Origin of the sequence: Candidatus Nanopelagicus hibericus, from assembly GCF_002288005.1 — a bacterium.
Lineage (GTDB): Bacteria > Actinomycetota > Actinomycetes > Nanopelagicales > Nanopelagicaceae > Nanopelagicus > Nanopelagicus hibericus.
Window position 1 is genome coordinate 1,044,179 of the sequence record NZ_CP016771.1, and the last position, 26,036, is coordinate 1,070,214.

Here is a 26,036-nt window from a genome sequence, read left to right on the forward strand (position 1 = left end):
TATATTGTCGGTAAATCTATTCTTAGCTATGCCCATCAAAAAGACTTGTTACTGAACCATCCTCAAAGACCTCTTTGATGGCACGGGCAAGCAGTGGAGCGATAGATAGGACCGTTAGGTTATCAAATCTATTCTCCTCCGCAATTGGCAGCGTATTTGTTACTACCACCTCTGAGACCCTTGATTTCTTTAATCTATCAATCGCAGGGCCGGAGAGAACTGCGTGGGTGGCGGCAATGATTACATCCTTTGCACCATCTTCAATTAACGCATCAACTGCTTTAGTAACTGTGCCAGCAGTATCGATCATGTCATCAATGACTACGCAGGTCATTCCTTTCACATCACCAACTACTTTGCCGGTTGTGGCCTCATTTGGCACCTTTGGATCACGAGTCTTATGAATAAAGGCGATACTGCAGCCACCAAGTAGCTCACTCCATCGCTCTGCCACTCTTACTCGACCTGAGTCTGGTGAGACAATAACTAAGTTTTTACGATCAACCTTGCTGCCAACATAATTTGCCAACAGTGGCAGTGCAAAGAGGTGATCAACTGGACCATCAAAGAAGCCTTGAATCTGTGAGGTGTGAAGATCTACACACATTAAACGATCTGCCCCTGCCGTCTTAAATAAATCTGCCATTAATCTTGCTGAGATCGGTTCTCTTCCTCGATGTTTTTTATCTTGCCGGGCATAACCATAAAAAGGAAGTACTACGGTAATTCGTTTTGCCGAGGCACGTTTGAGTGCATCGACCATAATTAACTGCTCCATGATCTGTTTATTTATTGGGGCAGCATGGCTTTGTAATACAAATGCGTCAGAGCCGCGCACACTCTCTTCAAATCTAATAAAGATCTCACCATTGGCAAAGTCATAAGCTGATGTTGGCGTGATTGGAATGCCAAGCTCTGCTGCGACCGCATCGGCTAACTCAGGATAGGCGCGACCAGTAAATAAACGCAGGGATTTTTCGGAGGTTAAGCGAATTTCATTCAGTTTAGCTTCCCCCTCGCTCTGGTGGATCTGGCTTAACTCTACTAGAGGTTAATCACTCTTTAGCACCAGCTTTTTTTGCAGCCGCTGCTGATTTACTACTTCCTCGCTTGCGTAATACCCAACCTAAGATATTGACCTGCTTGGTACGGCCGATTCCGATCGCACCCGCTGGCACATCCTCATTTATCACCGATCCGGCTGCGGTATAGGCACCATCACCTACTGTTACTGGTGCTACCAACATGGTGTCACTACCAATGCGCACATGATCGCCAACCTTAGTTTTATGCTTCTGCTCACCATCATAATTAACAAATATTGTGGCTGCGCCAATATTGCTCTCATCGCCAATCTGCGCATCTCCCACATATGAAAGATGGGCAACCTTTGAGCCTTGGCCTACTGTTGAATTTTTAATCTCCACAAAAGCGCCAGCTTTACTCTCATCTTTTAAAACACTTCCCTTGCGTAGATAGGTAAAGGGTCCAACCTTGGCGCCAGCACCAATCTTAGAATCGGTGCAATGTGATTCAATCACCTTTGCCCCTTCTCCTACTGCGCAGCTATCTAGGGTGGTACGTGGACCAATTACTGCCTGTGATTTAATCTTGCTTTTTCCTTCTATTACCGAGCCGGGATAAATAATTACATCCTCACCAATCTCAACCTCAGCATCAATCCAAGTAGTAGTGGGATCAATAATGCTTACCCCATTTTGCATATGTTGGTAATTAATTCGATCTCGCATAATCGCTGCGCACTCAGCCAACTGGCTGCGATCATTAATTCCTAAAGTTTCAGTGTAATCATTGGAGAGAATGGCGTAGCTGCTTTCTCCTGATTTATTTAGCAGCTCAATCACATCGGTGAGATAGAGCTCTTGTTGGGCGTTATCACTTTGCAGTTGGTTGATTACGCTTTTGATTACTGGCAATTCAAATAGATAGACGCCGGTATTGATCTCATCATTATCTCGCTCAGAGTCGGTAGCATCTTTTTCCTCCACAATTTTTAATATTTTGCCATCACTACCTCGCAATATCCGCCCATATCCAGTTGGATCTGGCAGTAGCGCAGTTAATACCGATGCACTGTTTTTCTCACTCTGATGGGCGGCTAAAAACTCCTGCAAAGTTTGGGTGGTAAGCAGTGGGGTGTCGGCGGCCAAGATCAATACTGTGCCATCACCTTTAGCCTGCGCTAATGCCAATGCGGCGGCTGCGCCGGTGCCATTTCTTTTTTCCTGAAAAACTGTAGTAGCAGCAGGATAGATCTCATCTAAATGTTGAATAACTGCATCTTTGTGGGCGCCAACAACCACCGTTAATTTTTTTGGTGCAATTGGCTGTACTGCAGCTAGTAAGTTTTCAATTACGGTGCGTCCGGCGATCTTATGGAGCACCTTAGGAGTCTTTGATTTCATTCGCTTGCTCTCACCCGCAGCAAGAACAATGGCAAGTGATAACTTGCTCATCATTACCCCCTTTTCCTTGGTGGCTCCGCCACCAGGTATCGATCCTGGACCCTGAGCTTCAAAGGCTCATGTGCTAGCCACTACACAATGGCGGAACCTGAATTATCCCTTATAACTGGGTAAATCAAAAACTTTCAACAATTCGAGCCCCAGCAACTGCTCCGCTTGCTCTTACCACCGATGAAACTACCCCGCTGCCACTTAATGCAACGGTTAAATCCATTGCATGCTCATCATCTGAAACTAAAAATGCAACAGTAGGTCCAGAGCCAGAGACAACTCCACCAAGTGCGCCGTAATCATTTCCAACATCTAAAACCAATCTAAGTGCTGGACGAAGTGAACAAGCAGCAGGTTGTAACTCATTAATTAAAGATTTACCCAATGCTTTTGCATCCCCTGCACGTAGCGCCTGCATTAATGGTTCACTGACTGAAGGAAGTGCGATTGATAAACCTTCTCGCAGTCGATCACACTCTTTATATACAGATTGGGTTGCTAATCCTTGACCAGATAATGCCAATACCCAGTTGTAACTTCCCTTTGCTAGAGCTGGTGTTATTTGATCACCTCTACCAGTACCAATTGCCACGCCACCACAAATAGAAAATGGCACATCTGCGCCAAGTGTCGCCCCCACCGACTCCATCTCATCTCGAGAGAGTCCTAACTCATAAAGTGAGTCCAGACCAACAATTACACCAGCAGCATCAGCGCTTCCCCCGGCCATACCACCAGCAACTGGAATCTCCTTTTTTAATTTAATTGCTAGATCTTTTGGCAAATCATATTTTTCAATCATCAGCTGCGCTGCTTTAACTGCAAGATTTGTATTATCAATTGGCACACCACTTGCTGTTTGGCCAAAAATATTGATGCTCACACCATCACCTGCTTTACTACTTGCTACGGTGACATCATCAAAGAGTGAGATGGCTTGAAATACGGTAGTGACCTCATGGAAGCCATCTGCGCCAAGTGGGCCAACAGATAATTGCAGATTCACCTTGCCTGGAACTCTGGCAACTACTCCGTTATATCTCATACCCTAGAGCGTATTGGCTATCTCAGCTGTTGGGTGAGATTGTGCTTAGTTAATTGCATACCAATTTGCAGAAACTCATCAACTGCTAAATCCTCACCACGGATGGTGGGATCAATTCCAGCACTTACTAAATTCTCTTCAGCTTTGCCAGCAAATAATTGATTTAATCCTGCCCGTAGCATCTTTCGCCGTTTGGCAAAGGCGTGCTCGACTACAGTAAAAGTTGCCACTCGCTGCCCTTCATCTCCTAATGGTTTGTGGCGAATAAATCTAACTAATGATGAATCTACATTGGGGATGGGCCAAAACACTGATCTACTTATTTGGCCAGCATTGCTCAGATCACTAAACCAGTTGGCTTTCACAGTTGGCGCACCGTAATTTTTGTTATTTGGAGTGGCAATTAATCTATCTGCCACCTCACTTTGCACCATTACTACACCAGTTGAAAGTGCAGGAAATCGCTCTAATACTGTTAATAAGATCGGCACCGCCAGGTTATACGGCAGATTTGCCACCAAAACTGTTGGCTCAAGTGGCAGTTTATTCACACTCAATGCATCTTGGTTGATCACAATAAGTTTGTTGGTATCAAAGCTGTGGTTGCCTGCGGTAATAGGTAATTGATCTGCCATCCGCTTGTCAATCTCAATTGCGATTACCGATTTTGCTGTTTCAAGTAATGCCAAGGTGAGAGAGCCAAGTCCGGGACCAATTTCAAGCACAGTATCTGCTGATGTAACCCCCGCTACCTTCACAATCTTGCGACAGGTGTTGGCATCTACTACAAAATTTTGGCCTAGTTTCTTACTTGGCTTTATGTTTAATTGATCAGCTAGAGCTCTGATTTCAGTTGCGCCAAGTAGATTAGACATTTAAAACTTACCAAAAATCCTTTCGGCATTCTCCGATATTGCACCAGCTAAGTAATCAGCTGATACTCCCCGCAGATCTGCCATTACCCGCAAGGTGTTTGGAATCTGAGCTGGGGTATTAAGTGCGCCTCGGTTTGGCATTGGTGCTAAAAATGGTGAGTCGGTTTCAACTAGTAATTGTTCAATTGGTACTAGTACTAATGCATCTCGTAATTGCTGGGCATTTTTAAATGTCACAGTGCCAGCAAAGGAGAGAATGTAATTATTTGCAATACATTCCTTTGCCATCGCCACATCCCCTGAGTAACAATGAAAGATGCTATTTAAAGGTGCTCCCTCCTCCTGCAAGGTGTCTAACACCTCCCGGTGGGAATCTCGATCATGAATTACCAATGCTTTGTTGTGCTGTTTAGCAATCTTTATATGTTCTTTAAATGAGTATTTTTGTTTATCTCTTAATTCAGGTGGGGTTCGAAAGAAATCTAATCCACTCTCGCCAATGGCCCTAACTCTTGGATGGGAGGCTAAATCTCTAATTACCTGCAGATCCTTCTGTAAATCATCAACTACCGGTGCCTCATTTGGGTGCAGTGCAACCGCTGCTAAAACTTGGCCAACAAAGCTTTCAGCACATTTCACCGACCAGATTGATTGCTCTGCGGAGTAACCAACCTGCACAACTCGATCAATACCAACGGCGGCTGCATCGGCTAGCACCTGCTTGATTAATGGTGAATCAGCCTCACTATTGTGAATTAACTCTAGGTGGGCATGTGAATCAACAGTTTTGCTTTTTAATGGATCTGGAAGTGGTGCTGGCTTTCGATCAAGATCACGGTTGTGACGATCTGCCATAAATTTACTTAACCTCTTCTAACCTTGGAAATAAAACCTCTGTCTTTGTTACTGCACCACCTGCTGGCAGCTGGCCCCATTTTGCTACATTACTAATTTGCTGATCGCCAATTTTGCCAATCGCATTTGCTCCCAAACTTTGCCAAAGTTTTTCCGTTACCTCTGGCATCACTGGGTGAAGTAATACTGCAAGAGCACGAAGTGACTCTGCGGTGTTATATAAAATCTGATCAAGCTCACTCTTTTTAGCTGCATCCTTGGCAACTACCCATGGGGCGGTTTCGGTGACAAAACCATTAACCCGTTTACAAAAATCCATAATCGCATTTATGCCACCTTGAAAATCAAGGGCACAGATTGCACTGTCTGCAGTTTCAACAGTTTGCCTTAATAATGCTGATAACTCAGCATTTTGTGCCACCGCTGGAATCTTGCCATCACAGTACTTTTCAATCATGGCGATTAATCTTGAAGCAAGGTTTCCAAAATCATTTGCCAACTCACTTGTGTAGCGGGCAGCCATATCTTCCCAAGAAAAGGAGCCATCACTACCAAAGGGAATTGCCTTTAGGAAGTAGTAACGAAAAGCATCAACCCCAAAATCCTTTGTAATATCAGAAGGTGCGATTCCAGTTAATTTACTCTTAGACATCTTTTCACCGCCAACTAATAACCAGCCATGGGCAAATACTTTTTTGGGAACAGCAACTCCTGCTGCCATCAACATCGCGGGCCAAATAATTGCGTGAAACCTTAAAATATCCTTACCAACTAAATGCACATCTGCTGGCCAGGTGGTGACAAACTTCTTACCCCCATCAGTTGATTCATCATCTCCTAAACCAACCGCTGTGGCGTAATTAAGTAGGGCATCAAACCAAACATATATAACCTGCTTTGGATCCCACGGCACTGGGATTCCCCAATCAAAGGTGGATCGGGAGATAGATAAATCTCGCACCTCACCCTCTAAAAAGGAGATTACCTCGTTGCGAGCAGATTCTGGTTCACAAGCTGATGGGTTTGATTTGTAGTGATCTAATAATGGTTGGGCGAATTGGGAGAGTTTAAAAAACCAATTATCTTCACTAAGCATTGCTACCGGCTTAGAGTGAATTTTGCATTTGCCTTCAATTAAATCACCCGGCAGTTTGAACTCTTCACAGCCGACGCAGTAGGGCCCTTCAAACTTACCTGCGTATATATAGCCAGCATCATTTAATTTTTGAAGAAATTTTTGCACCCGAACTGTATGGCGCTCCTCAGTCGTTCTAATGAAATCATCATTTGCAATATTTAAATCTTTCCAAACTGGCTTCCAGGCTGATTCAACTAACTTGTCACACCAATCCTGTGGTGGGGTGTTATTTGCTTTAGAAGTATTTAATACCTTTTCACCATGCTCATCTGTGCCAGTTAAGTACCAAACCTGATCACCACGTTGGCGATGCCACCTAGTTAATACATCACCTGCCACAGTTGTGTAGGCATGACCAATATGAGGGGCATCATTGACATAATAAATAGGCGTAGTTAAATAAAAAGATTTTTTGGCCATGATCAGATCTTATCGCCACTCTTATAAGTAACCATGGCATCAAATACAACTCGCTTTGAAACTCCACATTGTTTGGCAACCTGCGTGATTGCCTCTTTTCGACTCTCACCAGCTGCCTCTTGCTTTAATACCATTTGCACTAAATCACTATCAGCCACATGATTGCTGGCTGGATCAAAACCTGAAACCACAACTGTTATCTCACCTAAAATATCTTTAGATCCTGACCAAGAGATTAACTCAGAAAAACTACCCCTTACTACCTCTTCATACTGCTTGCTCATCTCCCGACAAATCACCGCAGCTCGATCATTTCCAAATGCCTTGGCTGCATCGATTAAGGATTCACTCAGTCGATGAGGTGCTTCAAAGAAAATAATTGTCCGCTCCTCTTTAGCCAAAGATTCATACCATTTATCTCTGGCAACTTTTGTACGGGGTGGAAAGCCTTCAAAACAAAATCGATCAGTCGGTAATCCCGATAACAACAACGCAGTTGTCACCGCACTTGGCCCTGGTAATACTTTTATCTGTACACCGGCTACCAACGCTGCCTGAATTAGTCGATAACCAGGATCTGAAATACCTGGCGTGCCAGCATCGGTAAGTAACAAAATGTCTTTTTGTGATTTTAAGATTGCACTCAGTTCAGTAATTCGCTCACTCTCATTTCCTTCAAAAAATGAAATGACCTTTGCCTTGTGGCTGATATTTAAATCTTTACACAACCTGGCAAACTTTCGAGAATCCTCTGCTGCCACATACGGCACAGTTTCAATTGTGGCGGTGAGGTTTATCGAGGCATCACGCCAATCACCAATTGGCAGGCAGGCAAGAATTAACATCTGCTAATTCTCTCAGGTTATATTCCCTTTCGCTTTCCATCTGGTCTTAGGCTGAGCCCCATGAGCACAACGCGCCTTAAGCAGATATTGCCCATCTCGATAATTACTATTTTTTCACTGATTATTCGTCTTTGGCATTTAAATTCTCCGAAAGGATATATTTTTGATGAGGTTTACTATGCAAAAAATGCAAACTCTCTAGTTCAGCATGGAGTTGAGTTAAATGAGCAAGGTGGAGCAGATTTTATAGTCCATCCACCATTTGGCAAATGGCTGATAGGTATTGGCATAAGAATATTTGGAAATAATGAGTTTGGTTGGCGGATCATTCCAGCCTTAGTCGGTACAGCTTGCGTGATACTTATTTATTTGATTGCACAAAGATTATTCAACTCAATTTTCTTAAGTACTACCGCCGCACTTTTAATGGCCTTAGATGGTCTTGCCTTGGTGATGTCTCGGGTAGCCCTGCTTGATATTTTCTTAGTATTTTTCATTTTGCTCTGCTTTTATTTCATTTTAACTAATAATCTTTGGTTAAGTGGAGTTGTGATTGGATTAGCAGGTGCTAGTAAATGGAGTGCTTTCTTTTTAATTCCGCTTGTAATTGCTCTCACAATTAATTGGAAAAACTTGCAATTAAACAGCTTGCTGCGCCGGATTGGGCAATTTGTATTGGTGCCACTTGGGGTTTACCTCACCACTTGGAGTGGTTGGATATTAAGTAGTAATGGTTGGGGTCGGCAATCAGGTAGCAACTTATTTACATCTTTGTGGAAGTATCACATTGAAATTCTCAACTTCCATCGAGATCTTTCAGAGGAGCACGCCTACGCTGCAAACCCTTGGAGTTGGCTGATCCTAGGAAGACCCACCTCTTTTTACTATGAAAGCCCAAAAGATTGCGGGGCAGCAAGTTGCGCGCAGGAGATATTGGCAATTGGTACACCCGCACTTTGGTGGGCAGGAGTATTTGCGATTGCCGTCACCCTCGGATTATTTATTGTTAGTAGAGATCGCATTGCAGCCTTTATTTTGGCTGGTGTGGCTGGCACTTATTTACCTTGGTTTTTCATACAAAGTAGAACTATGTTTTACTTTTATGCGATCAGTATTTTGCCTTTTTTGATACTGGCGTTGATTTATACCTTTAATTGGGCTTTAAAATATAAGGATTATCGAAAGTATATTGGTGTTTTTCTTACAATAGTCGCTATAAACTTTTTTTACTTTCTGCCAATATTTCTGGGTATTCAAATCCCATATGCAGATTGGTTAGATCGAATGTGGTTACCAAGCTGGATTTAATTACTGATTAACAGCTCTCTCATCTTCAGCAGTATCAGTCAAAATTGCTTGGTCAAACAGGTCATCATCTCGACCAGATAATGCTTTTATCCGCTCCTGCTCAGCGCTCCACTGCCCAGTAGTAGTTAGATCAATAATTCGCTTACTAGGAATTGCCTTTGCTGCGCTGGTGTAAACCGGCTTTGGTAATTGAGTTGGCTGCCAGCCTTTACGATCTTTTGGCACAACTACTACACCAGTAATTTCACTTCGCTCTGAGAATGGCACCCAATGCTCATTACTACTTTTTTCTTTCACTGGCTCTGGAATGACAGTAGTTGGAATTTTACTATTTGTAATTTTCTCTAATGCTCTTAATCTTCTTACTTTAAGTTGTGATGCAACTACCTGTTTTCTTACATTGACTAAATAAATAAGTAAAGCAGTTGCGGGCACGAGTGTGGTGGTCCAATCCAAAAATCCAATGCCAGCATAAATTAGGGAAATAGTTAATAATGAAACTATTGAACCAAATATCATTCTACGCTTGAAAAAAACCTTGCTATTATCTTCAATATTTTCTTCGGTTTTTATACTGCCATTATTTTCACCCACCACCTGCATCGCATTTTTATATCTTTCGATTGCTTTGCCAGAGGTGTCCTCATGTTTGCTCAACCACTGGGGCAGGAAATAGGCAGCCCACATACAAATGATGATTAAATAGATAAACCCCGAACCCATAAAGGACAACGATAAATGTCGGAGGTTAATTCTCGGTGGAATTAGGTGGGTATGTCCTATTTATTTTTTATTTTACTGCTGGGTTTTCTTTAACAAAAGTAATGTGATTTCGCCAATCGCCTGCAATATGTAGGTAATTCTTCCGCGCACCTTCGAGCTCATACCCCGCTTTTATTGCAACCTGCTTTGATGCCTCATTTTCTGGTCGCAAATTAATTTCTATTCGATGAAGTTTTAGAGAATCAAATCCAAATTTAGTCAATAACTTAACTGAACGAGTTGTATATCCTTGATTAGCAAACCGCTGATCAATCCAATAACCAATATGAGCTCCTCGCATTGCACCAAAAATTATTCCGCCCAGGGTAATTTGACCTATCAAAATCTCATTTCGGTTTTCTTTCAACCATATACCTAAGGCGATGGATCTCACCGCTCTAATCTCTCGATTTAATTGCATCACCATCCCGTAATAAGAAGGTAGTGGTGACTTGCTATCTATGTTTGGCCGTGTTGCCTCCCAAGGTGATAACCAATCTCGATTTACTGAGCGAACGGCATCCCACTGAGCTTTATCTCTAAATCTAATCGGTTTTAGAATTAACTCATTCTCAACTAATTTTTTCAAGATTACTCCTGATTAATCATCATCACATTTACCAAATCTCCAGAGCTGAGTTTTTCATCTTTTTCATTTACTAAAACTAGGCAATCGGTGAAGGATAGGGTGGTGATTGATTCTTGATCAGAAAGTGGGGAGACTTGACCATCAGAGTTTATGCAAGCTCTTACATACTGCAGTTTGCCAGATTGACTACTAATTGATTTACTTAGTTTAATTCTTTTAATTGGTCGTTGAGTGACTTCCCTAGCTAGCATTTTTAAAATAAGTGGCCGAATGAAGATTTCAGCAGATAGATAATTTCCAACTGGATCACCGGGCAAACAAATTACTGGAGTTTTATCAGGGCCAATTAAGCCAAAGCTATGTTTTCCACTTTCAGCAAGATTTGGGGTAACAATCTGAATTTCACCTAACTTAGAGATTACTGAGGTGATTAGGTCAAAAGATTCATCCTGTGATTCACCGCTAATCACAATTAAATCTGCCCTGACTAATTGATCCTCAATGATTAGCTTTAACTCTTCTTCGGTTTCAGGAATAGTATGGACGCGAAAGGCGTGAGCACCAGCCTCTTTAACAAAGGTAGTTAAAAACCAGGAGTTAGATTCAAACTCATCATCTTGGGTTGCTAACTTGCTTCCTGGTTCAACTAGATCATAACCAGCACTAATTATTACTACCCGGGGATGGGGCCGACAAGGCAACCTGTCCAGGCCGAGAAATGCGGCCAGGGCAATCTGATTAGAACCAATTCGTTGGCCATTTTTTATTACAACTTTTTCATCCACCAGTAAGTCACTAGCAAGGGTGGCGCCGTGGGCATCTAATAGCGGCAGATCCAATGGTGTTAATGGCTCACTCAGCGCGAGCAAACGCTCTTGCAGCGCAGCAACCGGCATCAAATCATCCATACCTAAACCCTACTTTGCCCAAGCCATAAATTAAGGTAGGTGCATGGCTGGTAATGAGAATAAATCACAACTTCGCAAACAGTATCGAAAAGAACGCCAAGATCGATTTATGAAGGAAAGTTGGCTGCATATTCTCACCGCCAAAGAAGTAAAAGATGTAAAAAACGTTGGTACATATATCTCATATGAGTTTGAGCCAGATACTTCTGACTTAAATCAACAACTCATTGCCAGTGGGAAAAGAATATTTTTACCTCGGTTGATTAAAAATAATGATTTGGAGTGGGTAAGTTGGGATGGTCGGCAGGAAAATCTAAAAAAATCTGGAAAAGTGTTCGAGCCAATTGGAAATGCGCAAGCTAATATCAATCTTGAAGTAATAATTGTGCCAGCCCTGCATGTGGACCGGCAAGGCAATCGTTTGGGGCAAGGTGGTGGCTCCTATGATCGAGCACTTTCGCGGAGTAACGCTTGGAAAATTGCCCTATTACATCGCGGGGAGTTAACTAGTCAGCAACTGCCGGTTGAGCCACATGATCAAAAAGTTAATGCAGCTGCTACCCCAGAAATTATTGTGAGATTTTAGTTAGTTAAAGTTTCAAGATTTCGAGCCATTACCACCCGTTGAATCTGATTTGTGCCTTCATATATCTGTGTCAATTTAGCATCCCGCATCATCCGCTCAACTGGGTAATCACTTACATACCCATAGCCACCAAGTATTTGAACCGCATCGGTAGTTACCTTCATCGCAACATCGGTTGCAAAGCATTTGCTTGCGGCTGAAAAGAATGTCAGGTCACTCTCGCCCCGCTCACTTTTAATTGCAGCGGCGTAAGTCAATTGTCGAGCAGCCTCAATCTGCATTGCCATATCAGCCAACATAAATTGGATTCCTTGAAAATCAAAAATTGGCTTTCCAAATTGTTGACGTTCATGGGCGTATCTCTTGGCAACATCAAATGCACCTTGGGCAATTCCCAGAGCTTGGGCAGCGATGGTAATTCTGGTGTGATCCAAAGTTTTCATGGCAAGTGAAAATCCAGTTCCAACCTCACCTAATCTTCGATCATCATTAATTTTTACTTTATCAAGATAAACCTCACGAGTTGGAGATCCACGAAAGCCCATTTTTTTCTCATGCGCGCCAAATGAAACACCAGCATCTGATTTCTCTACAATAAATGCGGTGATTCCTTTGGCACCTTTACTTAGGTCAGTTGAAGCTAAAACTGTGTAAAACTCTGAAACACCAGCATTTGAAATCCATTTTTTACTGCCAGTTAATACCCAACTATCTCCCTCTTTTACCGCTTTTGTTTTCATTGCAGCCGCATCTGATCCGGCTTCGGACTCAGATAAGCAGTATGAAAAACCTTTACCAGCGGCAAGTTGTGTTAAGTACTTTTGTTTTTGAGCATCATTGCCAGCAATCATTAATGGCACTGAACCTAATTTGTTGACCGCAGGGATCAAGGAAGCAGCACCACAAACCCTTGCCACCTCTTCAATGATAATTACTGCGGCGAGTGCATCTGCTCCTTGTCCACCAAATTCAACTGGCACATGTGCCGCTGCAAACCCTGCTGCCTGCAGCGCATCTGCTGCCTCTTGTGGGTATCGGGAGTTTTCATCAACATCATGGGCAAATGGTGCAATCTTTTTAATTGCTAACTCACTTACGCTTTCACGCAACGCTTGATACTCCTGGCCAAACAAAGCTGGCATTTGGGTACTAGTACTCATGGCTTAATTCTATTCGGAAGTATCTCGTTTATTTAACTGGGCTAAGTAACGGTTGTATCGGGCTAAATCATCATCTTCCCCCATGGCTGCAGCCCGGTCGGCGGCTCGATCAATCCGCGCTGCCTCATTTTTATCAGATTTAAGCCACTGCATAAATGTTGCAAGTAAGGCTAACAAGATTGGTACCTCACCCATTGCCCAACCAATCGCACCTCCTAGTTTTTGGTCAGCTAGTAAATCAGTTGCCCATGGTCGCTGTAGTAATTCAAAGTAACCACCATCTAATAATGTTGTTGCTGACATCACTGAGATTGAGAAAAATGCGTGGATGCTCATGGCAGCAAAGATCACAACTATTTTGGCAATATGAGGCACTTTTCGAGGCAATGGATCAATCCCAATTAACACTTGGAAAAATAGGAAGCCAGCTAGTAAGAAATGAAGTGACATAAAGAAATGTCCACTATGGCCCTGCATTAATTTCCCAAATAAAGGGGTGAAGTAAAGGGCAAATAATGAGCCGTCAAAGATTGCAAGTGCGACAACTGGGTTTGTATAAAACTTAGATAACTTTGAGTGGAGTAGCTCAATAAATACCCCTCGAATCCCACTTTCTTGTTGATTACGCCCAAGTGGCAATGTTCGAAGCGCTAATGTAATTGGCGCACCAAGCACAATTCCTATTGGTGCGATCATGCCCAGCACCATATGCGCCATCATGTGGTTAGAGAATGCAAAGTGCGAGTAAAGGCCAAGACCGCCGCTAGTGGCAAAAACAACTGCGCTAATTCCCAATGCAAATGCAATTGTGCGACCCACTGGCCACTTGTCACCACGCTTGGTAAGAATAATTACACCTTTTATATATAGCGCAACTAAAAATATTAGTAATCCCAACATCAGACCGTCTGCCTCATAACCAAGTAATACTCTAGAAAATGTGGGCGGGGCGGGCATTTCAATTCCAGTGACTAATAGCGCAGGGGTGGAGGTAATATCTCGTTCAGGTGGATTTACGGTGGACAACCAGCTGCCGACAAAAACAGTTGCAAACATAATCCCAATTTCAGCGGTGATTAATCTGAAAACTGAAGGATAGTCAGATTTTATTATCCATCGCCGGTGAAGTGCGCCAAAACCAATTAATGTAAATGTTAAAGAAATTTTCACCAGAGTAATTACGCCATATTTACTTTGCCAAGCCTGCAGACTATCTAATCTGGTCCAAGCAGTTGCTGCTCCCGAGATTGCCACAGTTATCGCACTCCACAGAGCAATCTCACTAAACCTAGGCAGTGCAATAAGTTTTTGCTGCTTACTCAACTGAGTTAATCCAAATAATCCACCTACCCAAAAACTTAATGCGATCACATGGATTACTAGTGCGCCAATTGCAAGTCCGTGACGTCCAGAGCTGCTGCCATGGCTTTGGAAAACAGGTGAGGTGATAGCAATCAGAGCGATCAAAAGAGATAGATATGAACCCAACAATTTCTTAAGTGGAATAATTAAGACTATAAGTACTGCAACAATTTGTATTAAGTAGCTCTTACCAAGTGAGGTTTGGGTCAGATATGAGCGAATTACTGTTAAATCAAAGGAGGCTGATAAAGGTTGCTCCAGCAGATAGGAGATCTGCACCAAAATATAGATAGCAATGCTTAGTAGCCAGGACATAAGAAACAAACGGGTTTTCTTCACTAATGGCTTATTTGTAATGGCTGCCTTTATATCTAGATCTAGAAAACTTAGGGTAAGTAAAAATCCAATGCTAAGTACCCCAGTAAGTTGCATCAACCCCTTTGATAGGGGTGAGAGTATTTCAATCAATTCTTACTCCACTACTTACTTAATAAATTTCTTACTTGTACTCACCTTTTTAACTCTTCTGCCAGAAGTGCTTGGGGAGTTAAAGGTTTTTTTGGCATACCTAGATAAAAATATCAGCATAATAAAAGCAAAAACCATCAACCCAATTACAAAAATATCTGTGCTGCGGTTGGCGGTGGGAGTGGCCACCTGAGTATCAGTTGGTGTTGGAGTTGGTAATACCATCTCTGCTGGTGAGTTATATAAAAATGTAAATGTACCTACGATTGGTGGCTGATCAATTGCCATAAGTGTGTAAGCAACTGTGTAGAGACCAGAGGTAGTTAGTGGCTTAACCCCAACCATTAAAACTGCGCCTTGGATTTGAATAGATCCATCATCTACTCGAACACCTTTTGCATCGGTAACTGTAATTTCATTAGCACCATCTAATAAATCTGCATTAGCTTTGATTGTGATAGCCGTTGGTGAAATGCTAAGAATTGAACCAGCGGTAGGAGAGGTACTAACTATTGATGTGGCATAAGCGGTGAATGGTGTAAGCAATAAACAGGTGAGTGCTAGAAAGACTGCACTTAGCCGCTTCATTTCCTCACCTTTCCTATTCTAGTTAGCCCTAATCTGCCCACCTGCTTAAGATTATCTCCTATGCCAACCTATGAGTACCTGTGTAGTGAGTGTGAGCACGCCTTTGAGGCTGTGCAATCTTTCACAGATCCAGCAATTCAGGTTTGCCCTAAATGTGATGGTCAGGTACGAAAGGTTTACAACAATGTTGGAGTGGTCTTTAAGGGCAGTGGCTTTTATAAAACTGATTCAAGAAGTACACCACCGGCTAAAAGTGAATCAGCTGCGCCAAAAACTGAGAGTTCACCAGCAGTAAAAACTGAGAGTTCACCAGCAGTTAAAAGTAAGGAGTAATTCTCAACCGTGGTGTGGGGGTTTATCTCCAGCAATTTCATCATCTCGTTGTGAATCAGTCTCTAGATCAATTTCATCATTTGAAACTTTTTGAAGTAACGGGTGATCAATCTCACCAGGATTAACCGATACCGATTTTTTCATCTTTTTATCTTCATTCATTAGAATATAAGTCTATCGCCAAACTTAATGAATCGGTGAAAATGTTTGAAAAATTAGGCACACTAATCGTAAATCGTAAGAAACTTATATTTTCAATCTTTATCGTTTCAATTCTTTCTGCCGGAGTAATTGGCTCATCTGCTTTTGGAAAATTAGAGAGCGGCGGCTACTCCGATTTAAACAGTGATTCAGCTAAAGCCTTTGAATATGTGACTGATGTATTTAAAGTTAAGGAGCCTGCAGTTGTATTAGTAGTTGAAGCCAGTGAAGCCATTACTTCACCAGAGGTAGTTGCCACGGCAATTAAACTTGAGGCGCAGATAAAGGGTGAGGTAGGAGTTGACTCCACGCTCTCTTATTGGAGTTCAGGTGGGGCACCTTCATTAAAAAGTGTTGATGGTAAATCCGCATTCCTATTTATTTATAGCGCAAGTGTGGAATGGAATGATATTCAATCTTTAGGTAAATTGATTCAGAGTAAATACGACGGCAAATTTGAAAATCTTACGGTTTATGGCAGCGGCACCGGCATATTTGCCCATTCGATTAATACCAAGATTGCTGACGACCTGAAAATTTCTGAGGCAATCTCAATTCCCCTCACCTTCATATTGCTTGTCTTTGTATTTGGTGGGTTAGTTGCCAGCGCCATGCCATTACTAGTTGGCGTATCGGCAATCTTGGGATCTTTGCTGGTGGTTTATTTGTTAACACTTTTCACCGGTGTTAGTGTCTTTGCCCTAAATCTAATTACTGGTCTAGGACTGGGCCTTGGCATTGATTATGCACTACTAATTGTTAATCGGTTTCGCGAAGAGTTACACGCAGGAAAATCCGTTGATGAATCTATTAAACGCACAGTAAGTACAGCTGGAAAGACGGTTTTCTACTCTGGACTTACCATCGTGATAACTCTTGCCTCTTTGATGTTATTTCCATTGATGTTTTTGAAATCTTTTGGTTACGCCGGTGTGACTGTTGTAAGTATGGCAGTTGCTGGTGCCTTAATTGCACTTCCAGCACTGCTTGCAATACTTGGAAAGAAAATTGATAAGGCTATTGTTCGCAAAGGAGCAATCACTCCCAAGGAGGATGGCAGGTGGGCACAAACAGCTAGATTTGTAATGCGAAAGCCTGTTTCAGTAGTGGTGCTCTCTTTAGTAGTTCTAACCGTACTTGCAGCGCCAATAAAAGATATTGTCTTTTCGCAGGTGGATTCAAGAGTGCTGCCGGCAGATAATCCGGCAGCGTATGCAGCCCAATTAATTACTGAAAGATTTCCCGGCCAAGAAGGAAATCCAATTGAAATTGTAATTCCAAAGGGTGCAGCACTTGGCAATGAAATTGAAGATTACAAATCTGCAGTGGCTAAAGTGCCAGGTGTAGTAAGAGTGGGACAAACACAGGTTTATGGCGATGATCTTCGAATTACTGCGATTCATTCGATGGCGCCTAGAACTCCTGAGGCTGAGTTTTTAATAAAAGAGCTACGAAAAATATCTGCGCCAGCTGGCACATTAATTGGCGGTGTGGCGGCTGATTATGCTGACACCCAAATTGGGATTGCCAAAACCATGCCGTGGGCACTGACCTGGATTGCAATCGGGGTACTAATACTTTTGTTTGTTTTCACCGGCTCAATAATTTTGCCGATAAAAGCGGTGATATTAAATATTCTCTCACTGGGAGCAACCCTGGGATTAATAACTTGGATATTTGTAGAAGGGCATTTGAAGTGGTTGGTAGGTGATTTCACTGTAACTGGCGCAGTAGATACTGGCTCAATTATTTTGGTGGCAGTTGTCGCCTTTGGGTTGTCGATGGATTATGAGCTATTCCTACTCTCTCGAATCAAAGAGGAGCATGATGCTGGTCGATCAAATATTGAATCGGTAGCTACTGGCTTACAACGATCGGCTCGAATCATTACTGCAGCAGCTGGCTTATTAGCAATTGTTTTCGCCTCCTTCATGCTAAGTGGTGTTACTTCAATAAAAATGCTGGGCTTTGGAATTGCTTTTGCAATTTTGTTAGATGCTACTTTGATAAGAGCTTTGTTAGTTCCGGCATTGATGCGCTTGTTTGGTGAACGTAACTGGTGGGCACCAAAAGCAATGAAACGTTTTACTTTAGATCATTAATTAATTGCGTCCCCGGCGGGAGTTGAACCTGCGACCTACCGCTTAGGAGGCGGTTGCTCTATCCACTGAGCTACGGGGACAATATTTAATTTTCTTAAAATTAATTTTAATGTTAATTGTAATTTAATCTATTAATTATAGATATCTCTCCAATAAACATGCGTAATTTGTCTTTAAATTAACGCTGCGATAGACTAACAATAATTCGTTTGGAGTTGTATATCATGAAGGCCCTCGTAATAGGCGCCGGTGGAGTTGGTCGAGCGATAGCTAATATCGCATCTCGTCGTACATTTATTGAATCTATGGTGATTGCCGATCGCACACTGGCTAGAGCAGAAGAGGCTGTCGCACGGGTAAAAGACCCTAGATTTTCAGCAGCCATGGTGAATGCGGCTGAGCTAGAAGATGTGCGGGAGTTAATCCGTAAAGCTGATCCGGACGTAGTAATCAACGCAGTTGATCCTAGATTTGTAATGCCTATCTTTTTGGCTTGTGAGATTGAAAATACCAATTATGTAGATATGGCGATGTCCTTATCTCGAAAGCATCCGCATTATCCATACACCGAAACCGGTGTGAAATTAGGAGATGAGCAATTTGCTCGTGACTTCAACTGGGATGAGCGAAAGATCTATGCGTTAATTGGTATGGGTGTAGAGCCTGGGATGAGCGATATTTTTGCAAAGTACGCCTCCGAGCACCTATTTAGTCGGATCGACTCCTGCACAATCTTGGATGGTTCAAACTTAAGAGTAGAGGGATTTGATTTTGCACCATCATTTTCAATCTGGACCACTATTGAAGAGTGTTTAAATCCGCCATTGGTTTGGGAGGATGGCCGCGGTTGGTACACCACCACTCCCTTTTCAGAGCTGGAGATTTTTGATTTCCCAGAGGGCATTGGTCCAGTTGAGTGTGTAAATGTGGAGCACGAAGAGGTAGTACTTATTCCACAAAAAATTGATGCCAAGAAAGTTAACTTTAAGTACGGTCTAGGTGCTGAGTTCATTACCATTTTGAAGACGATCAATATGTTGGGAATGGATCGCAAGGAAACTGTTGAGGTACAGGGTGTTTCCGTTTCGCCACGAGACCTACTCACTGCATCACTGCCAGATCCTGGAACTTTAGGCGAACGTATGCGAGGTAAAACTTGTGCTGGTGCATTAATTAAAGGTTTAGATAAGGATGGAAATCCAAAGGCTTGCTATATCTATAACGTTGTTGACAATGCCTGGTCAATGAAGGAGTTTGGTGATCAAGCAGTGGTTTGGCAAACTGCAATTAATCCAGTAATTGCCCTGGAATTGGTACATAAAGGAATTTGGAAACCACGCGGTGTTAATGGACCAGAGTGGTTTGAATCAAAACCGTTTTTGGATTTACTTGAGGAGTATGGCACCTCTTGGCATATTCGTGATGAAGATCCGGTAGGCATAGTTAAATAATGGCGACCGCCCTAGTAACTGGTGCTACGGCCGGAATAGGCAATGCTTATGCACAATTGTTGGCAAAAGAGGGTTTTGATTTAATTCTTGTTGCTAGAAATCTACCGAGATTAAAAAAGGTAGCAGCAGGATTAAGTAAAGAGTATGGCGTGAAGGCGAGCTGCTTAAAAGCTGATTTAAGTAAATCTGCTCAGTTGCTCAAGGTGGAGCGGGTGTTAGCAAGTACCGCTAAACCAGTTCAGGTATTAATCAATAATGCTGGCTTTGGGATCAAAGAAAGTTTTATTGATAGTAATATCAAAGCTGAACAAGAGTTACTTGATGTTTTAGTGACTGCGCCAATGCGTCTAACCCACGCTGTGCTGCCAGGGATGATTAAGCGAAACTCAGGAATTGTTGTAAATGTCAGCAGCGTGGCAAGCTTTATTGCTGGTGGGACATATAGTTCTGCGAAATCTTATTTAACTGTTTTTTCAGAGTATTTAAAGACTGAACTAAAGGGCACAAATATAAAAATTTCTGCACTTTGTCCGGGATTTACTAGAACTGAGTTTCACGCCCGGGGCAAAATGAAGATGAGTGGCCTACCCAATTACATGTGGAACACCACAGATCAGGTGGTAAGTAAGTCATGGCGATATGCAAAGGCTGGGAAGGTAATTTGTATACCTGGCTGGCAGTACATGTTATTAAGCACAATTGCCAGAATTGCTCCTCGGCCAATTGTGCGTCGGGCGGGGATTAATGTAAGGCGTAAACAACGGGTGAAATAAAGGATTTTTCACACCAAATTCACCGCATTGTCCGGGGTATTTACGCAAGCAACACCACTTAGTGAAGTAGAATCATTGCCATACCCAATTAAGGAGTGAAAATTTCGTGATAAAGAAAATTTCAGCAGTAGCACTTACCGGATTTCTAATTTTTGGAGTGACAACTCCAGTACAAGCTGCCACCTCTGGCGGATCCTGCACAACCGCAGGTGCAACAACTAAAATTGGTAAAAATGATTATGTCTGCGCCAAGAATCCATTTTTTAGCACCACAAAATTAACCTGGGTTTGGGATGGTTGTATTGAACTTAATACCGATTATGCCGTTGGTAATAAAGAAGCAGTGGATGCACTCCGCGCAGCTGAGTCAAACCGAGCAATACAGATTGAGCCCGTCGGTGCTTCACTTCGTGATCTAATTACCTGGAATTCATTAATCACTTACAAGAAATCTGATGTTGTTTACTACGGCAATACCTATTACAAAGCTACTAAAACTGGCGTCAATAAAGCTCCAACCTCGGCAAATATAGGAGCGACAAAGTATTGGGTAGTAAATCTGCCGACAAATGCCAGTTCTAAAATTGGCCAGATGCCAGCACCTGCTGCAGTTTTAACAACTGCTAACGCACAGGTTGCTGCACTTACTACCGCTGCGGTTAAGACAACTAATGCTGCTACAAAGGTTAAGTACAATGAATTATCAAGTTCATTAGCAACTAAAATCTCAACCCTCGAATCAAATAAATCAGCGATTCAATCTGTAGTAGATTCACTTGATCCAGCTTTAGATGAGTTCAGAAATACCTACTCGCTAATGATTCTTATCAAATCAACAATTAAAGATAAGTGCAATCCTAAGTACTAAAAAGTAATTAACTAAGGCTGTAATGATCGCTTAAGCGATTGTTACAGCCTTACTTGTTGCGGTAAATTTGATTGGCTTTAAAGATGAATTAGCTTCACCACCACCAATTAGTGTTCCATTCAAAGCAAAAGAAGATCCATGTCCTCTCGGTGGTGGACAATTCCATCCACCTTGGCTATCCGGTTTAACTATTACACCCTCATGTGGGCAAGCTAGTCGTATGACTGCAAAACCATTGTCGGTTTTAGAAGTTCGAATCACTGCTACTTTTCCATATTTCTTAATTGATAATTGAACAACTCCGCCAACCTTTGCTAATGATTTATTTGCAGCTAAATTCACCTCTGTTTTACCGTTGGCTAAGGTCTTAATACCAGTTGCTGCCACCGCTGGAACTGTTGCTAAAGCTGCCACCGCTGCGCCACCGCAAATAAAACCACGTCTTGAGAGTGCGACCACTTAAATTTCTCCTATCGTCTTACCTCAAACCTAGCCTTATCTTACTCTTCATTATGATCTCCTTCTCTAAAAATATGATGTTAAAGTGGATTACATCAATAGCTCTCCTACTTCACCTGGTATTTAGATTAATATCACCTGAGAATAATGTGGTAGTAGATCTACTTTTATTTAACTTAGTGGGAATTCTCGCTGCTGGGGTCGCCCTTAATGCACCATTACTCACCGACCGGATCTCTGCAGTAGCACTTGGGTTAGCAGCATTAATTTGGAGTTTAGGATCATTTTTTTCAACCTGGAACTCATTTTTCCAGGCACAGGTGCCAGATGGGATATCTGATTTATGCTACTCAATTTTTTATCCACTGGTGTTTTTGGGAGTAACTCGTAGCTTTACCTACAGGCGATCTATCACTGCACTTGAGTTATTAGACACTGTAATTATTGCAGTTGGTTTGGTTAGTATTCTCACCGCTTTTTTACTTAAGCCTGCAATGTTGAGTTTTGAAGGAAGCTCATGGCAGGTCTTTACCTCAATCCTTTATCCGGTTGGTGATCTACTCCTACTTGCCCTGGTCTTAATTTACCTACTGCTTACTCCCATTAATATCCGCTCTATCTTGATAGCGAGTGGACTTTTATCATTTGCCTTGTCAGATTTATTTTTTATTTGGTCATCATTAAATGGTACTTATACTTTTGGATCAATTACGGATGATGGTTGGATACTTGGGTTATTACTTCTTTCTTTATCACTTGGCTTTCCATCGAGTGAGGCAAAGTTTTCCGATAAAATCTCCTCATACAGCGCAACTATTGCGTTAATTGCTAGCAGTTGTTTACTTGGAGTTGCAGCCTTAAAGCCAGGATACTTCCCCAGCTTTATCTTAATTCCAGGCTTTATCACAATTGCTCTGGCATTTATCAGAATGAGTTTTGCATTAAGTGAGGCCAACTCAGCTGGCACAGAGCGAGTTTTAGCACGAACCGATGAATTAACCGGGCTCTCCAACCGTCGCAATTTCTTGTTTCACCTGGCGCAATTAAAAGGTGGTTACATCTTTCTGCTGGATCTAGATGGGTTTAAAAGGATTAATGACAGTTTGGGTCATGATGCTGGTGATCAATTATTGAAGCAGGTGGCAAATAGATTTAGTCGAGTCATTCCAACTGGTGCCCAAATCGCCCGACTTGGCGGTGATGAGTTTGGTGTGATTGCCCAAGTTGACCAACTTGAAGCGTTCGAGCTGGCCCAAGCGATTAAGGCCACCTTAAGTTATCCGGTCACACTTACTACATCGGAGGTGGCCATTGATGTCAGTATTGGCTACGCAAGTATTGATCCAACTGTTGATGTGATTGATGCCTTGCGGCGGGCAGATTTGGCGATGTATCAGGTGAAGGAAAAGGGTGGTGGGCCAGTACTTTGGGAAAAGGGTAAATTTGAAAAAATAGGTTAATGTTCACTCGCTAAATCCTTTAGCAAGAACTGTGGAGGTCCTAATTGGCAGCACGCTTTTCAAATCGAGTTCTGGTCCTAGGTGCAGGTTCAGTATCACAATGCGTATTACCGCTATTAATTGAACACTTAGTAGATGCCAAACAGATAACAATTGCAGATATGCGTGATAATCGCAGCCGAGTGGCTGATGCAATTAGTAAAGGCGCTGTTTATATACAGGATCAACTTACCCGCGAAAATATGGATCAATTTTTATCCAAATACTTATCAGCTGGGGATTTTCTCTTAGATTTAGCTTGGAATATTGATGCCAATGCCATTATTGGTTGGGCACATGATCATGGTGTTATTTATCTAAATACCTCAGTTGAAGAATGGGAACCATACGCAGCAGGGGCAACTCGTAATCCAACTGAGCGCACACTTTATTGGCGACATATGAAACTTCGTAAATTAACTGATACATGGGGTAGCAAAGGTACTACCGCAATTGTTGAGCACGGCGCTAATCCTGGATTGGTTTCACACCTTACAAAAAAAGCGTTAGTTGACATTGCAAGCAAGTCCTTAAAAGATGGCAAGGCTGCTGCTGGAGTTGAGCAGGCGGTTAGTAGTGAAAACTTCCCACTGCTTGCACAGAAATTAGGTGTCAAGGTTATTCATATTTCAGAGCGAGATACACAGATTTCCAACAAACCAAAAATGGTAAATGAGTTTGTTAATACTTGGTCGGTTGAGGGTTTTTATGAAGAGGGAATTGCACCCGCTGAAATGGGTTGGGGAACACATGAAAAAAGCTTGCCGGCAAATGCCTATCAGCACTCTGATGGACCAAAAAATCAAATTTGTATCGCCCAACCTGGTGCTAAAACTTGGGTGAGATCATGGGTGCCAAATATGGAGACTACTGGCATGGTAATTCGACATGGTGAAGCTTTTACCATCAGCGATCATCTAACTGTTTGGGATTCAAATAAGGCGATCTATCGCCCAACTGTTCACTACGCCTACTGCCCCACTGATGCAGCGGTTGCATCTATGCATGAGCTTGAGATGCGCCAATGGGAGTTAACACCAAATCAGCGAATTATGAATGAAGAGATTATTGATGGTGATGATCGACTTGGGGTGTTGCTGATGGGACATGCATATAAATCTTGGTGGACTGGCTCCCTACTTAATATCCACGACTCTAGAAAATTAATTCCAAAACAATCCGCAACCACAGTGCAGGTGGCCAGCGCAGTTTATGCAGCGGTTGCTTGGGCGATGAAAAATCCAAATGCTGGATTCAAGGTGCCAGATGATCTGCCATGGCAAGAGGTTTTGGGATACGCCGAAAAATACTGGGGCGGCTACCACTCAGAAGCTGCAGATTGGGATCCGCTTATGCATCGCAATGATTTATTCAAAGGTTGGAATAATCGCAAATATGACGAGAGTGATCCTTGGCAGTTCTCTAACTTTTTAGTTTAATTCTAAAACTGCCATCGCAGCATTGTGCCCAGCAATGCCGCTAACGCCCCCGCCACGAATTGCGCCAGCTCCACATAAAAAGACCCTGGGATGATTTGTCTCAACTCCCCATTTTGTTGTTGAATCATCATCTTTAAATGGGAAAGACAAATCCTTATGAAATATATTTCCCCGTGGCAGCGCTATCTCTTGCTCCAAATCAAGTGGAGATTTAATCTCAATACATAAATCTCCATTTGAATCTTTAGCTAAGTGATTTTGAATTGGCTCCTCTAGATATTGATTCAGGGCAGCTAATGCCCGCTCTTTTGCAATCTCTTTAACCTCATTTGGCTGCTTTTCAAATAATTTTGCCGGGGTGTGAATTCCAAAGATAGTTAAGGTGTGATAACCCTGCCTGATTAACTCATCGGAGAGTATTGAAGGATCAGACAAGGTATGGCAATACATTTCAAGTGGTAATTCATCTGGGAAGACCCCAGATTTTGCCTGTTGATAAGCCTTTTCTAATTGATTGAAACTTTCATTTATATGTAGTGTGCCTACAAAAGCATCCCTGGCATCTATTCCAGATTTAAATTTAGGCAAGCTCTTCAGCACCATATTGATTTTAATCTGTGAGCCTTCTAAGGATTTAGGTTGCACCTGCCCCATTAGTTTTGCCAATACTTGTGGCGCCGCATTTGAAAGTAGGTAGTTAGCAGAAATTTTTTCACCCTCTGCTAATTCAACCTCAACCTGTGAGTCGGTAGCGCTGACTGATACAACTTTTGAGTTTACTTTGATCTCAACCCCGAGTGATCTAGCTTTTTTATCTAACTCTAAGACAAGTGCGCCCATGCCTCCTTTTGGCACCTTCCATTCGCCACTTCCATTACCAATTAAATGATAGAGAAAACATATGTTTGTTTGCATTTCATAAGCTGATGAGAAAGTGCCAATCAAACCATCGGTGAGAATTACTCCCTTTACTAAATCATCTTCAAACCGCTCGTCAAGTACTTTACCTAGTGGTTGTTCAATTAGCATCCGCCAGATTTGATCATCTGCCAGTGCACTTTTTATTTCACTCTTTGTTGGTAGTGGTTTAAGCAAGGTGGGAGATACTACTTTTGCAAATTTACTCACCTGATCATAAAACTCATACCAAGCCTTACTCTCAACCTCTGTATTAGTTAGAGATTTAAATGATTCCACATTTGATTGATCCCAGACCCTTTTAACCAGTAGACCTGCTTGCTTACCGTTTTTAAGATAAGGGGTGTACGAAGATATTTTGCGGGAGATGGTTTCAAACTTTAAATCTAGATCTGAAAGGATTTGATCTGGTAGCAGTGAGACTAAGTATGAGTAACGTGAAATCCGAGCATCTACTCCTTCAAATACTTGTTCAGATGTTGTTGCGCCGCCAACCTCATTATTTGTTTCAAGTATCAGTACTTTCTGACCAGCTTTTGCTAAATATGATGCAGCAACTAACCCATTATGGCCAGCGCCAATAATTATCACATCATATTTATTCATT

The 26,036-nt window shown here is 42.3% G+C and carries 25 protein-coding genes and 2 tRNA genes; 9 read left to right on the forward strand and 18 right to left on the reverse strand.

The window, feature by feature from the left end:
- Positions 1–22: 22 nt before the first annotated feature.
- The 8 genes from B1s21160_RS05360 to rsmI form a co-directional block, all read right to left on the reverse strand.
- Positions 23–1,003, reverse strand: coding sequence for a ribose-phosphate diphosphokinase (locus tag B1s21160_RS05360; protein WP_095672698.1), 981 nt, complete (start codon positions 1,001–1,003; stop codon positions 23–25).
- 52 nt (positions 1,004–1,055) lie between these two features.
- Complete coding sequence (gene glmU, locus B1s21160_RS05365; protein ID WP_095672699.1) at positions 1,056–2,477, reverse strand: bifunctional UDP-N-acetylglucosamine diphosphorylase/glucosamine-1-phosphate N-acetyltransferase GlmU; 1,422 nt, start codon at positions 2,475–2,477, stop codon at positions 1,056–1,058.
- A 20-nt stretch (positions 2,478–2,497) separates the two neighbouring features.
- Positions 2,498–2,572: transfer RNA gene (locus B1s21160_RS05370), tRNA-Gln, on the reverse strand.
- 29 nt (positions 2,573–2,601) lie between these two features.
- A complete protein-coding gene (locus B1s21160_RS05375) occupies positions 2,602–3,522 on the reverse strand; it encodes a 4-(cytidine 5'-diphospho)-2-C-methyl-D-erythritol kinase (RefSeq protein ID WP_095672700.1) in 921 nt (306 codons plus the stop codon).
- A 17-nt stretch (positions 3,523–3,539) separates the two neighbouring features.
- The gene (gene rsmA / locus B1s21160_RS05380) at positions 3,540–4,397 is read right to left on the reverse strand and encodes a 16S rRNA (adenine(1518)-N(6)/adenine(1519)-N(6))-dimethyltransferase RsmA (RefSeq protein ID WP_095672701.1); all 858 of its coding nucleotides are present in this window, start codon (positions 4,395–4,397) and stop codon (positions 3,540–3,542) included.
- On the reverse strand, positions 4,398–5,252 hold the full coding sequence (locus B1s21160_RS05385; RefSeq protein ID WP_095672702.1) for a TatD family hydrolase: 855 nt from the start codon (positions 5,250–5,252) through the stop codon (positions 4,398–4,400).
- Positions 5,253–5,256: 4 nt separating this feature from the next.
- The gene (metG, locus tag B1s21160_RS05390; protein ID WP_095672703.1) at positions 5,257–6,810 is read right to left on the reverse strand and encodes a methionine--tRNA ligase; all 1,554 of its coding nucleotides are present in this window, start codon (positions 6,808–6,810) and stop codon (positions 5,257–5,259) included.
- Positions 6,811–6,812: 2 nt separating this feature from the next.
- On the reverse strand, positions 6,813–7,655 hold the full coding sequence (gene rsmI / locus B1s21160_RS05395) for a 16S rRNA (cytidine(1402)-2'-O)-methyltransferase (protein ID WP_095672704.1): 843 nt from the start codon (positions 7,653–7,655) through the stop codon (positions 6,813–6,815).
- A gap of 60 nt (positions 7,656–7,715) precedes the next feature.
- Between rsmI and B1s21160_RS05400 the strand changes: the two genes are divergently transcribed.
- A complete protein-coding gene (locus tag B1s21160_RS05400; protein ID WP_095672705.1) occupies positions 7,716–8,963 on the forward strand; it encodes a dolichyl-phosphate-mannose--protein mannosyltransferase in 1,248 nt (415 codons plus the stop codon).
- Here the strand turns inward: B1s21160_RS05400 and B1s21160_RS05405 are convergent, their stop codons facing one another.
- From B1s21160_RS05405 to B1s21160_RS05415, 3 genes are all read right to left on the reverse strand, one after another.
- On the reverse strand, positions 8,964–9,620 hold the full coding sequence (locus tag B1s21160_RS05405) for a hypothetical protein (RefSeq protein WP_223297946.1): 657 nt from the start codon (positions 9,618–9,620) through the stop codon (positions 8,964–8,966).
- 133 nt (positions 9,621–9,753) lie between these two features.
- Positions 9,754–10,314, reverse strand: a complete 561-nt coding sequence (locus B1s21160_RS05410; protein WP_095672707.1) for a GNAT family N-acetyltransferase — start codon at positions 10,312–10,314, stop codon at positions 9,754–9,756.
- 2 nt (positions 10,315–10,316) lie between these two features.
- Entirely contained in the window at positions 10,317–11,222 is a 906-nt protein-coding gene (locus tag B1s21160_RS05415; RefSeq protein WP_095672708.1) for a molybdopterin-binding protein, read from the reverse strand.
- 43 nt (positions 11,223–11,265) lie between these two features.
- Between B1s21160_RS05415 and B1s21160_RS05420 the strand changes: the two genes are divergently transcribed.
- Positions 11,266–11,808: a 5-formyltetrahydrofolate cyclo-ligase gene (locus B1s21160_RS05420; RefSeq protein ID WP_095672709.1), complete on the forward strand. Its 543-nt coding sequence runs from the start codon at positions 11,266–11,268 to the stop codon at positions 11,806–11,808.
- On the opposite strand, the gene B1s21160_RS05425 is transcribed toward B1s21160_RS05420, so the two are convergent.
- From B1s21160_RS05425 to B1s21160_RS05435, 3 genes are read right to left on the reverse strand one after another with little or no spacing between them, the layout of a single operon-like run.
- On the reverse strand, positions 11,805–12,968 hold the full coding sequence (locus B1s21160_RS05425; protein WP_223297947.1) for an acyl-CoA dehydrogenase family protein: 1,164 nt from the start codon (positions 12,966–12,968) through the stop codon (positions 11,805–11,807). The genes B1s21160_RS05420 and B1s21160_RS05425 overlap by 4 nt on opposite strands.
- 9 nt (positions 12,969–12,977) lie before the next feature.
- The gene (locus tag B1s21160_RS05430) at positions 12,978–14,798 is read right to left on the reverse strand and encodes a bifunctional copper resistance protein CopD/cytochrome c oxidase assembly protein (protein ID WP_223297948.1); all 1,821 of its coding nucleotides are present in this window, start codon (positions 14,796–14,798) and stop codon (positions 12,978–12,980) included.
- A gap of 15 nt (positions 14,799–14,813) precedes the next feature.
- The gene (locus B1s21160_RS05435; protein WP_095672711.1) at positions 14,814–15,386 is read right to left on the reverse strand and encodes a copper resistance CopC family protein; all 573 of its coding nucleotides are present in this window, start codon (positions 15,384–15,386) and stop codon (positions 14,814–14,816) included.
- 60 nt (positions 15,387–15,446) lie between these two features.
- Between B1s21160_RS05435 and B1s21160_RS05440 the strand changes: the two genes are divergently transcribed.
- Positions 15,447–15,719: an FmdB family zinc ribbon protein gene (locus B1s21160_RS05440; RefSeq protein ID WP_095672712.1), complete on the forward strand. Its 273-nt coding sequence runs from the start codon at positions 15,447–15,449 to the stop codon at positions 15,717–15,719.
- A 3-nt stretch (positions 15,720–15,722) separates the two neighbouring features.
- Here the strand turns inward: B1s21160_RS05440 and B1s21160_RS06395 are convergent, their stop codons facing one another.
- Complete coding sequence (locus tag B1s21160_RS06395; RefSeq protein ID WP_190276938.1) at positions 15,723–15,881, reverse strand: hypothetical protein; 159 nt, start codon at positions 15,879–15,881, stop codon at positions 15,723–15,725.
- 41 nt (positions 15,882–15,922) lie between these two features.
- On the opposite strand from B1s21160_RS06395, the gene B1s21160_RS05445 reads away from it, so the two are divergent.
- Positions 15,923–18,022 (forward strand): MMPL family transporter, encoded by a 2,100-nt coding sequence (locus B1s21160_RS05445; RefSeq protein ID WP_095672713.1) that lies wholly within the window; start codon positions 15,923–15,925, stop codon positions 18,020–18,022.
- Positions 18,023–18,029: 7 nt separating this feature from the next.
- On the opposite strand, the gene B1s21160_RS05450 is transcribed toward B1s21160_RS05445, so the two are convergent.
- Positions 18,030–18,102: transfer RNA gene (locus B1s21160_RS05450), tRNA-Arg, on the reverse strand.
- A gap of 144 nt (positions 18,103–18,246) precedes the next feature.
- Between B1s21160_RS05450 and B1s21160_RS05455 the strand changes: the two genes are divergently transcribed.
- The 3 genes from B1s21160_RS05455 (at position 18,247) to B1s21160_RS05465 (ending at position 21,114) form a co-directional block, all read left to right on the forward strand.
- Positions 18,247–19,473, forward strand: coding sequence for a saccharopine dehydrogenase family protein (locus B1s21160_RS05455; RefSeq protein ID WP_095672714.1), 1,227 nt, complete (start codon positions 18,247–18,249; stop codon positions 19,471–19,473).
- Positions 19,473–20,246, forward strand: coding sequence for an SDR family NAD(P)-dependent oxidoreductase (locus B1s21160_RS05460; RefSeq protein WP_095672715.1), 774 nt, complete (start codon positions 19,473–19,475; stop codon positions 20,244–20,246). The genes B1s21160_RS05455 and B1s21160_RS05460 overlap by 1 nt, the downstream gene beginning before the upstream one ends.
- Before the next feature lie 106 nt (positions 20,247–20,352).
- Positions 20,353–21,114 (forward strand): hypothetical protein, encoded by a 762-nt coding sequence (locus B1s21160_RS05465; RefSeq protein WP_095672716.1) that lies wholly within the window; start codon positions 20,353–20,355, stop codon positions 21,112–21,114.
- A 30-nt stretch (positions 21,115–21,144) separates the two neighbouring features.
- On the opposite strand, the gene B1s21160_RS05470 is transcribed toward B1s21160_RS05465, so the two are convergent.
- Complete coding sequence (locus B1s21160_RS05470; RefSeq protein ID WP_095672717.1) at positions 21,145–21,573, reverse strand: Rieske (2Fe-2S) protein; 429 nt, start codon at positions 21,571–21,573, stop codon at positions 21,145–21,147.
- A 53-nt stretch (positions 21,574–21,626) separates the two neighbouring features.
- Between B1s21160_RS05470 and B1s21160_RS05475 the strand changes: the two genes are divergently transcribed.
- Both B1s21160_RS05475 and B1s21160_RS05480 read left to right on the forward strand, forming a co-directional pair.
- Positions 21,627–23,033 carry a GGDEF domain-containing protein gene (locus B1s21160_RS05475; protein WP_223297949.1) on the forward strand — a complete coding sequence of 469 codons (1,407 nt, stop codon included), beginning with the start codon at positions 21,627–21,629 and terminating at the stop codon, positions 23,031–23,033.
- A gap of 44 nt (positions 23,034–23,077) precedes the next feature.
- Entirely contained in the window at positions 23,078–24,511 is a 1,434-nt protein-coding gene (locus tag B1s21160_RS05480) for a saccharopine dehydrogenase NADP-binding domain-containing protein (RefSeq protein WP_095672719.1), read from the forward strand.
- On the opposite strand, the gene B1s21160_RS05485 is transcribed toward B1s21160_RS05480, so the two are convergent.
- Positions 24,503–26,035 (reverse strand): phytoene desaturase family protein, encoded by a 1,533-nt coding sequence (locus B1s21160_RS05485; protein WP_095672720.1) that lies wholly within the window; start codon positions 26,033–26,035, stop codon positions 24,503–24,505. The genes B1s21160_RS05480 and B1s21160_RS05485 overlap by 9 nt on opposite strands.
- Position 26,036 lies beyond the last annotated feature (1 nt).

Excerpts from the sequence above, each read along its gene's own strand:
- glmU (WP_095672699.1), bottom strand. The coding sequence starts at position 2,477 with ATGAGCAAGTTATCACTTGCCATTGTTCTTGCTGCGGGTGAGAGCAAG.
- B1s21160_RS05375 (WP_095672700.1), bottom strand. The coding sequence starts at position 3,522 with ATGAGATATAACGGAGTAGTTGCCAGAGTTCCAGGCAAGGTGAATCTG.
- rsmA (WP_095672701.1), bottom strand. The coding sequence starts at position 4,397 with ATGTCTAATCTACTTGGCGCAACTGAAATCAGAGCTCTAGCTGATCAA.
- B1s21160_RS05385 (WP_095672702.1), bottom strand. The coding sequence starts at position 5,252 with ATGGCAGATCGTCACAACCGTGATCTTGATCGAAAGCCAGCACCACTT.
- metG (WP_095672703.1), bottom strand. The coding sequence starts at position 6,810 with ATGGCCAAAAAATCTTTTTATTTAACTACGCCTATTTATTATGTCAAT.
- rsmI (WP_095672704.1), bottom strand. The coding sequence starts at position 7,655 with ATGTTAATTCTTGCCTGCCTGCCAATTGGTGATTGGCGTGATGCCTCG.
- B1s21160_RS05400 (WP_095672705.1), top strand. The coding sequence starts at position 7,716 with ATGAGCACAACGCGCCTTAAGCAGATATTGCCCATCTCGATAATTACT.
- B1s21160_RS05415 (WP_095672708.1), bottom strand. The coding sequence starts at position 11,222 with ATGGATGATTTGATGCCGGTTGCTGCGCTGCAAGAGCGTTTGCTCGCG.
- B1s21160_RS05420 (WP_095672709.1), top strand. The coding sequence starts at position 11,266 with ATGGCTGGTAATGAGAATAAATCACAACTTCGCAAACAGTATCGAAAA.
- B1s21160_RS05425 (WP_223297947.1), bottom strand. The coding sequence starts at position 12,968 with ATGAGTACTAGTACCCAAATGCCAGCTTTGTTTGGCCAGGAGTATCAA.
- B1s21160_RS05435 (WP_095672711.1), bottom strand. The coding sequence starts at position 15,386 with ATGAAGCGGCTAAGTGCAGTCTTTCTAGCACTCACCTGTTTATTGCTT.
- B1s21160_RS05440 (WP_095672712.1), top strand. The coding sequence starts at position 15,447 with ATGCCAACCTATGAGTACCTGTGTAGTGAGTGTGAGCACGCCTTTGAG.
- B1s21160_RS06395 (WP_190276938.1), bottom strand. The coding sequence starts at position 15,881 with ATGAATGAAGATAAAAAGATGAAAAAATCGGTATCGGTTAATCCTGGT.
- B1s21160_RS05445 (WP_095672713.1), top strand. The coding sequence starts at position 15,923 with ATGTTTGAAAAATTAGGCACACTAATCGTAAATCGTAAGAAACTTATA.
- B1s21160_RS05455 (WP_095672714.1), top strand. The coding sequence starts at position 18,247 with ATGAAGGCCCTCGTAATAGGCGCCGGTGGAGTTGGTCGAGCGATAGCT.
- B1s21160_RS05460 (WP_095672715.1), top strand. The coding sequence starts at position 19,473 with ATGGCGACCGCCCTAGTAACTGGTGCTACGGCCGGAATAGGCAATGCT.
- B1s21160_RS05475 (WP_223297949.1), top strand. The coding sequence starts at position 21,627 with ATGATCTCCTTCTCTAAAAATATGATGTTAAAGTGGATTACATCAATA.
- B1s21160_RS05485 (WP_095672720.1), bottom strand. The coding sequence starts at position 26,035 with ATGAATAAATATGATGTGATAATTATTGGCGCTGGCCATAATGGGTTA.